The sequence below is a fragment of the Aureibaculum koreense genome (assembly GCF_034296135.1).
In the GTDB taxonomy this organism is placed as follows: domain Bacteria; phylum Bacteroidota; class Bacteroidia; order Flavobacteriales; family Flavobacteriaceae; genus Aureibaculum.
In genome coordinates, this window is record NZ_JAXKVV010000015.1 from 69,593 (window position 1) to 76,698 (window position 7,106).

Consider the following 7,106-nt stretch of genomic DNA (forward strand, 5'->3'; position numbering starts at 1 on the left):
AGGTTATTACTTCTATTTAACACTACAAAGTTAAGGCGATATATAATGTATTTTTTGGTATAAATACATCTTATATTGGTATTTATATATTATAAAAAAGGCAGCATCAAATTTTTGATACCACCTTAACTAATTGGGGATATTGATTCTTTCGATTGAATACGAATTAAAACTTAATTACTGTCTTTCCTATCGCTTTACCAGTTTCTTGATAGGTGTGTGCTTTTTTGAGATTTTCAACAGAAAAGCCATTTAAAGTAGTGGTCAATGTAGATTGAATGGTACCATCATCCAATAAGTCTGCAAGGGTATTGAATATATGATGCTGCTCAATCATATCATAGGTATTGAACATTGAGCGTGTGAACATTAATTCCCAATGAAAACTGACGCTTTTACTTTTTAGCTGTTTTAAATTCACTGGTTTTGCTGGGTCGCTGATTGAACCAATACGTCCTTGTGGTTTAATTAATTCAACAAAGGCATCCCAATAGAGATCTACATCCACAAAATCTAGAATGAAATCGACTTCTTTAAATCCTGCCTTGTGCACTTCATTGACCAAATCATAATGGTTCACTACATAATCCGCACCCATTTTTTTGCTCCATTCAATCGTCTCTGGTCGAGATGCTGTGGCTATAACATTCAACCCAGCCACTTTTTTTGCCAGTTGTATGGCTATGGAACCAACGCCACCTGCACCGCCAATAATTAAAATACTTTTGCCTTTGTCCTTTTCTGAAGAAATACGGATTCTGTCGAAAAGTATTTCCCAAGCGGTTAACGATGTTAGTGGCATTGCAGCTGCCTCCTCCAAACTTATATTTGTAGGTCTTTTGCCAACAATACGCTCATCTACTAATTGATACTCGGCGTTTGTTCCCGGTCGTGTGATATCTCCAGCATAGAAAACGGTGTCTCCAACGTTGAACAGTTCTGTTTTGTCACCAACTGCTTCAATTGTTCCCACAGCATCCCAACCGATGATTTTTGGTGTATTTAATATTTTACCTTTTGCACTGTTTTCTCGAATCTTATAATCCACTGGGTTTACTGAAATTGCTTCGATTTTTACCAATAAGTCTCTACCTGTTGGTGTAGGGGTCTTTGTTTCAAATTCGATAAAGCTCTCATTATGTTCTATTGGGTACGATGTTTTAAATCCTATTGTTTTCATTTTTTTATTGTTTTATCTACTACTTCGACCTTGCTCAACACAGGTTTTTCAAAAGTGGAATTAGTTTTTATTAAAATCAATTTCTGAATCGTCGTGTGGTGTATTTGGGTCGTCCTTTACCAATTTTGCAATTTCATCCTTTCTCATAAATACCACACCTTTGTGTTTTTTGGCGTACTTGATAAACTCATCTACGATGTGTACTATGGATGGTGCTCCACCGATTCGGTCGTGAAGACTCACGGACATCATTCTACGCTTGTTAGCACCTTCTTCATAAAGTTGGTCGAATTCCGCTTTTAGTTGGGCCAAGAATTGGTCAGGCGACCAGTTTCTGCCCTCAATATTGGCGATGTCATTGTTACGAAGCGTATAAGGAATAACTACAAAATCCCTATCCCGAACCGAAGTGATAAAAGGTTCGTCGTGGCTCAAATCATCAATATGATACAGAAAATCTAAATCTTGAAGTACTTTTAACGTATTCGGACTTCTGCGTAACCAGTTTGCATTATACCCTCGACCGCGTTGCCCTGTGATGGCCTCTACGGTATCGATTCCTTTTTTGATGAATTCCAATTCTTGCTCGTAAGTCATTTTCCATTGGTCGTCCCAAGCGATACCGTGTGCAGCGATTTCGTGACCGCCATCTGCAATTGCTCTTGCTACTTCTGGATATTTTATTGCCGCTTCGCCTACTACGTGGGAAGTAACGTGGATGTTGTGCTTCTTCCAAAGGTCAAGCATTCTATATACACCTTCTTTAGCACCGTATCTAAACCAACTTTCTGCTGGTAAATCAGGGTTTCCTTTTGGTAATGGATTTCCAGAAAAGGGACTTTCTGCACCTTCGGGCTGCCCACCTGTTTCAAATTGCATCGAAAAAGAAATTACAAGTTGAGCGTTATTGGGCCAGTGGGATTTTGCGGTTGTTTCGGTTTTCATCTTGTTTGTGTTCGATGTTGCCTTTGATTTTGAATTCTGTCCAGAAACATTCAATGTCATAAGCAAAACAGCAATTGTTATTCTTTTTATAAGTTTCATTTTATTTTTTATTATCAATTATTTATAGGGCAAAGTTATTTCTAATTTCGTCGTTACTTTGGTAATAATTCATCTTATATTTGTACTTATATACTATAGTAGATTATGAGCAAACGTTTCTTTAGTGCGTCATCCTTTAATGTTTTCGAACTGGATTTGGAGTCTTGGGATTACCCAAAACACAGACACAATTTTTTTGAGCTCGTTTTTATACAATCAGGAAATGGTATTCATAAATTGAACGAAAGTAGCTTTGAATATAATGAGGGAGATGTCTTTTTATTAACGCCTAATGACGAACACGAATTTGTAGTAACCAATCGTACTGTTTTTGGCTATCTAAAGTTTACGGAACAGTTGTTTCTTGAAAAAACCGAACTGGTATCTGACCTTAAATGGAGAAAAAAGATTGATGCTGTTATATTACATGCCAATAGCGTACCTGGTTCAATTATTAAAAATAAGCAGGACGGAGAAAATTTGTTTCAGTTATTTCAGCTCATAAAAAAAGAATACGAAACACCTTCCACACATAGTCGTTCTATTTTATTAGAGTTATTTGGAGCATTGTTAATGATTATTTCCAGAAATATTTCAGGTAATAAGCTGGTTATTTCCTTTACTGAAAAGGATAAAGTGAATGAAATATTGACCTATACAAGACAAAATGTTGTGGACAAAGAAAAAATTAAAATTTCCGCTATTGCCGATGAATTTAATATGTCACCCAATTATGTAAGTGTTTTTATAAAAAAACACGCAGGCATTTCTATTCAGAACTATGTGATGCAGACCAAAATGAAAATGGCGGAAAGATTATTGAAACAAACAAGTTTGAATTTTTCTGAAATAGCAATGAAGATAGGGTTTACCGACTCTAGCCATTTCACAAAGGCTTTTAAAAAACATATGGGAATGACGCCAAAGGCTTTCAGAATGAAAATAACTTAAAAGTTAAGAACGCTATCTAAAGCATTGTCAACTTCCTTAAATATAAAATTTGCGGATATTTGATAGTAGTTTTTAAATCACTGTGGTAGGAGGGTTTCAAGAGTATTAAAGGATAAAGAATTTCCTGCGATATTTTAAAAATACTGTATTGATACATCAGGTAAATTATGCACTAGTATGAATTATTAGCAGCTATAAATGTAATTAAATCTTCAAATGCGAATAATCTACAATCATTGGTAATGGATGTGTAAAACTTCACATCACATAATAGCTCATCTTTGTACCGTTCGAAGAGAAAAATACGTAATAATAATTAAAAAATATAATAAAAATGAGCATATTCAATGTACCAAAGAGAGAAGAGGTAAGTGAAACCAATCAGCAAATTTTCGACAATTTGAAAAAACAGGCAGGCTTTATACCCAACCTGTATGCTACCTATGCGTATTCAGAAAATGCCTTGAAGAATTACTTGGATTTCGCCGGCGCACCATCGTCATTGAAAGCAAAGGAAAAGGAAGCAGTAAATCTTGCCGTAAGTCAAGTAAATAATTGTGATTATTGTTTGGCGGCCCATACAGCTATTGGTAAGATGAGTGGTTTTACCGATGAGCAGATTATTGAACTACGCCAAGGAAAGGCATCTTTTGATAACAGATTGGATGCCCTTGCCAGACTTGCAAAGAATATCACCGAAAATCGTGGAAATACAGACGCAAGTGTTGTAGAAAACTTCTTAAATGCGGGATTAACAAAGGAAAACCTGATAGACTCGATTAATCTAGTGGGTGAAAAAACAATTTCGAACTACATCAATAATACCATTAAAACCCCAATTGATTTTCCTGTAGCGCCGGTTATTGAATAAACATCAGTAGCACAAACCTCGATTTCAATATGTAGTGAGGTCTTCAAAAACCGTTTAAATTATAATTTAAACGGTTTTTTGTTTCCCTAGTTTCAGCTCTCTGAAACTTACCGGAGGAATCCCTATATGTGATTTGAAAAATTTAGAGAAATGTGCACCTTCTCGATAGCCTAGTTCAAAAGCGATTTCTTCAGCAGTTTTATCCGAGAATAAAAGCAATCGTTTTGCTTCTAATAATAACCGTTCATTAATAACGGTGAGTGGTGTTTCGTGCCCTGCTTTCTTAAATAAAGTAGAAATGGTTTTGGGCGACTTGCCCATCAGAGAAGCATAGTCCATAACTTGGTGTTTATTCTTGAAGTGCTGTTCGACCAACACGTGAAACTTGCGTATGATATCGAGTTGTGGTTTCTCTATTTGAACTGCATTTCTTGATTCGGTAATAAGACGTGTAGATTTTATGAGCAGTCGCTTGAGCATTACACGCAGCATCTCGCCTTGTATATGGTCTTGCGTTTCAAACTCTTCCTTAAAAATGGAGAAAATCGTTTCAAAACTGCGCTGTTCTTTCTCGTTAAGCATAATTACAGGTGGCTGCGAGGAGCCAAAAAACAACATTCCATTACAAGATACTTCGTGGTCGTGGTCGCGTATGCAGTAAAACTCACGATTAAATACAATGGCAATTACACCTACATCTTTTGGGATGTTTAGAACGTTTAACGTAGTGCTGAACAAAACTTGATGCCTCTCTAATTCTAGTTCATACCCGTCTACCATAAGCTTGCACGTTTTCTCACGTGCCCAGATTATTTTATAATAGCCTTTGTCTTGTAGCAATGCCTGTGCCGGTGCACAATTAAAATTGGTTAAGATAAACGAACTTTCCTCTATTTTACCTTTAAATACTAGTTTCATATTGTAAATTAACGAAAATAATTTATCGCAACGAGAATAATATACAATATAATACGAATGATGTGTAGCGATGCTGCTTGTTAGTCGCAATATCTTTGAATCATTATTTAAAACGAAATTTAAAAACTAAATATTATGAATACAGGAACAGGAAGTTTAGTTATCAGAATCGGTATCGCACTACTTTTTATATGGGGCGGACTGGAAAAATTTATTGAAGGATTTTTGGGTGGTGTTGGCCTTCAGAATATGGCCGACTTTTTAAAGCAGAGTGGTCTAGCATTTTTGGGTGATACAGGTACGTATGCCTTGGGAGCTATCTTGGCCCTATTTGAACTTATTGCAGGTATACTTATATTGGTTAACAAACAAACGGTGTATGCCTATGCTTTCCTAGCTTTCATTATGCTTATGGCACTTGTACTCGTACATATACCATCGGGCAATTGGATGAATATAATGATTCACATTGCATTGACCACTACTTTAGCAGGTTTAGCTCTCAATGAAAAGAATAAAGCCGCCTTGTAACGAAATTGGCAGCCCAAAAAAAATTTTGAATACGCTTTTATCCAAGGCGTATTCTTTTACTTTCTGAAAAAATCAAAAACTACTTTATGAATTCAATTAAATTATATGGTGCAGATTGGTGTCCCGATTGTCGCAGGGCCAAAACATTCTTAAAAGAAAACGACATTGATTTTGAATTTATTGATGTAGACTTGGACGAAAGTGCCACGCGCCTTGTTGAAAAAATAAATAATGGAAAACGCATCATTCCTACCTTCGACTTAAACGGCAGTACATTTACAAATCCCAGTAATGCCGCACTTGCCGAAGTTTTAGGTGTCAATGGCACTGGTATTGTGCAATTATACGGTGCAGATTGGTGTCCCGATTGTCGCAGGGCCAAAAGTTATCTTACCGATAAAGGTATAAACTTCCAATTTATTGATGTAGATAAATACGATTGGGCTACCGCAAAAGTGGAAGAAATAAATAATGGAAAACGCATTATCCCTACTATTTTAATAAATGGCAAGCCATATACCAATCCTGATAACCACACCCTTAAAGAGTTGCTCGATATTGATGTAAAGAAAGCGCATAAAGTATACGATACCATTATCATAGGTGGTGGAGCGGCAGGCCTAACAACGTCTATTTATGCCCAGCGTGACCGGTTTGACAGTTTAATACTTGAGAAAAAGACCATAGGCGGCAATGCTTTTCTTACTCAAAAGATTGAAAGCTATCCTGGTTTTGCCAATATTTCTGGTCTGGACTTGATGGGCAAAAGAGCAAGAGGGTAGCGTGCAAAGCACCTCTACAGTTTCATTTTGCTTCGCAAACCCTTGTAAATTAAAGGGTTGCAATGATTTTAAAGTCGATGTCAAACAAAGTATTTACTGTAAGTCTCTGTAAGTCTCTGTAAGTCTCTGTAAGTCACGTAATCTGGTAATCTTTTAAAGTAAATTTGTAACAATTTATGAATTTGGTAATTTTAATGTCAATCTGATAAGAATGAAAACTACCGCATCCGTTCCGAAGTCTCGGGAGCGGAATTGGTTGATTTTTAAACTGGTGGATTCTCGTTCGCATACACCAGCCTTTAAGTCCACAATTTGAAAAACGTTTTTTGTCTTTAATAATTTTTTGGTACCTATTATTAGTCGGGGAGGTAGGATTACTCCTCGTTCCTCGTCGTGATCCTTTAGTGGGTATGATGCTCATATAAAGCCAAAAAGTGCAACGCACTTTTTGGCTTTTTTTTATTCGTTTACTTATGCTCAACTGCGTTGGCAATGCCTCAAGTAAAAAAAAGCCTAAAAAAATCAAATATTTTTAGGCTTTTAATGGTCGGGGTTTCAGGATAAAAGAAAATATCATGATATCCCTATACATCATATTTTTAAAGTACTTGTAACCGCATATGTTCACCGAAATGCACTCTAAAGTTAAAATGAAATATTAAAAACAAATTTTGTTCGTGTTTATATTTAAAAAGATACAATTTATATTATACCATTTCTCTTGTTAATTTACTCAATTATTTGTAAATTGCCTTATGGCAAAACAAATAGACTTACACATTAAAGAGAGTGAATCAGAACTAAAGGCTCTTATGAATGCTCAAAGCAA

7 protein-coding genes are annotated in these 7,106 nt (G+C 36.0%); 4 read left to right on the plus strand and 3 right to left on the minus strand.

All coding sequences use genetic code 11. The features are described 5' to 3' along the window. Nucleotides 1-166 precede the first annotated feature (166 nt). The gene (locus UMM65_RS12635) at nt 167-1,180 is read right to left on the minus strand and encodes a zinc-binding alcohol dehydrogenase family protein (protein ID WP_321976970.1); all 1,014 of its coding nucleotides are present in this window, start codon (nt 1,178-1,180) and stop codon (nt 167-169) included. Nucleotides 1,181-1,240: 60 nt separating this feature from the next. After that, on the minus strand, nt 1,241-2,224 hold the full coding sequence (locus UMM65_RS12640) for a polysaccharide deacetylase family protein (RefSeq protein WP_321976971.1): 984 nt from the start codon (nt 2,222-2,224) through the stop codon (nt 1,241-1,243). Between the two features lie 105 nt (nt 2,225-2,329). Here UMM65_RS12640 and UMM65_RS12645 point away from each other — a divergent pair, with 105 nt between their 5' ends. Together UMM65_RS12645 and UMM65_RS12650 are read left to right on the plus strand one after the other, a co-directional pair. Continuing rightward, nucleotides 2,330-3,175, plus strand: a complete 846-nt coding sequence (locus tag UMM65_RS12645) for an AraC family transcriptional regulator (protein WP_321976973.1) — start codon at nt 2,330-2,332, stop codon at nt 3,173-3,175. A gap of 334 nt (nt 3,176-3,509) precedes the next feature. Then, nucleotides 3,510-4,046, plus strand: coding sequence for a carboxymuconolactone decarboxylase family protein (locus UMM65_RS12650; RefSeq protein ID WP_321976974.1), 537 nt, complete (start codon nt 3,510-3,512; stop codon nt 4,044-4,046). Between the two features lie 66 nt (nt 4,047-4,112). On the opposite strand, the gene UMM65_RS12655 is transcribed toward UMM65_RS12650, so the two are convergent. Further along, nucleotides 4,113-5,054, minus strand: coding sequence for a helix-turn-helix domain-containing protein (locus UMM65_RS12655; protein ID WP_321976975.1), 942 nt, complete (start codon nt 5,052-5,054; stop codon nt 4,113-4,115). A gap of 45 nt (nt 5,055-5,099) precedes the next feature. Between UMM65_RS12655 and UMM65_RS12660 the strand changes: the two genes are divergently transcribed. Together UMM65_RS12660 and UMM65_RS12665 are read left to right on the plus strand one after the other, a co-directional pair. Beyond that, a complete protein-coding gene (locus tag UMM65_RS12660; protein ID WP_321976976.1) occupies nt 5,100-5,495 on the plus strand; it encodes a DoxX family protein in 396 nt (131 codons plus the stop codon). An 86-nt stretch (nt 5,496-5,581) separates the two neighbouring features. After that, nucleotides 5,582-6,277, plus strand: coding sequence for a glutaredoxin family protein (locus UMM65_RS12665; RefSeq protein WP_321976978.1), 696 nt, complete (start codon nt 5,582-5,584; stop codon nt 6,275-6,277). The last annotated feature ends 829 nt before the right edge of the window (nt 6,278-7,106 follow it).

Excerpts from the sequence above, each read along its gene's own strand:
- UMM65_RS12635 (WP_321976970.1), bottom strand. The coding sequence starts at position 1,180 with ATGAAAACAATAGGATTTAAAACATCGTACCCAATAGAACATAATGAG.
- UMM65_RS12640 (WP_321976971.1), bottom strand. The coding sequence starts at position 2,224 with ATGAAACTTATAAAAAGAATAACAATTGCTGTTTTGCTTATGACATTG.
- UMM65_RS12645 (WP_321976973.1), top strand. The coding sequence starts at position 2,330 with ATGAGCAAACGTTTCTTTAGTGCGTCATCCTTTAATGTTTTCGAACTG.
- UMM65_RS12650 (WP_321976974.1), top strand. The coding sequence starts at position 3,510 with ATGAGCATATTCAATGTACCAAAGAGAGAAGAGGTAAGTGAAACCAAT.
- UMM65_RS12660 (WP_321976976.1), top strand. The coding sequence starts at position 5,100 with ATGAATACAGGAACAGGAAGTTTAGTTATCAGAATCGGTATCGCACTA.
- UMM65_RS12665 (WP_321976978.1), top strand. The coding sequence starts at position 5,582 with ATGAATTCAATTAAATTATATGGTGCAGATTGGTGTCCCGATTGTCGC.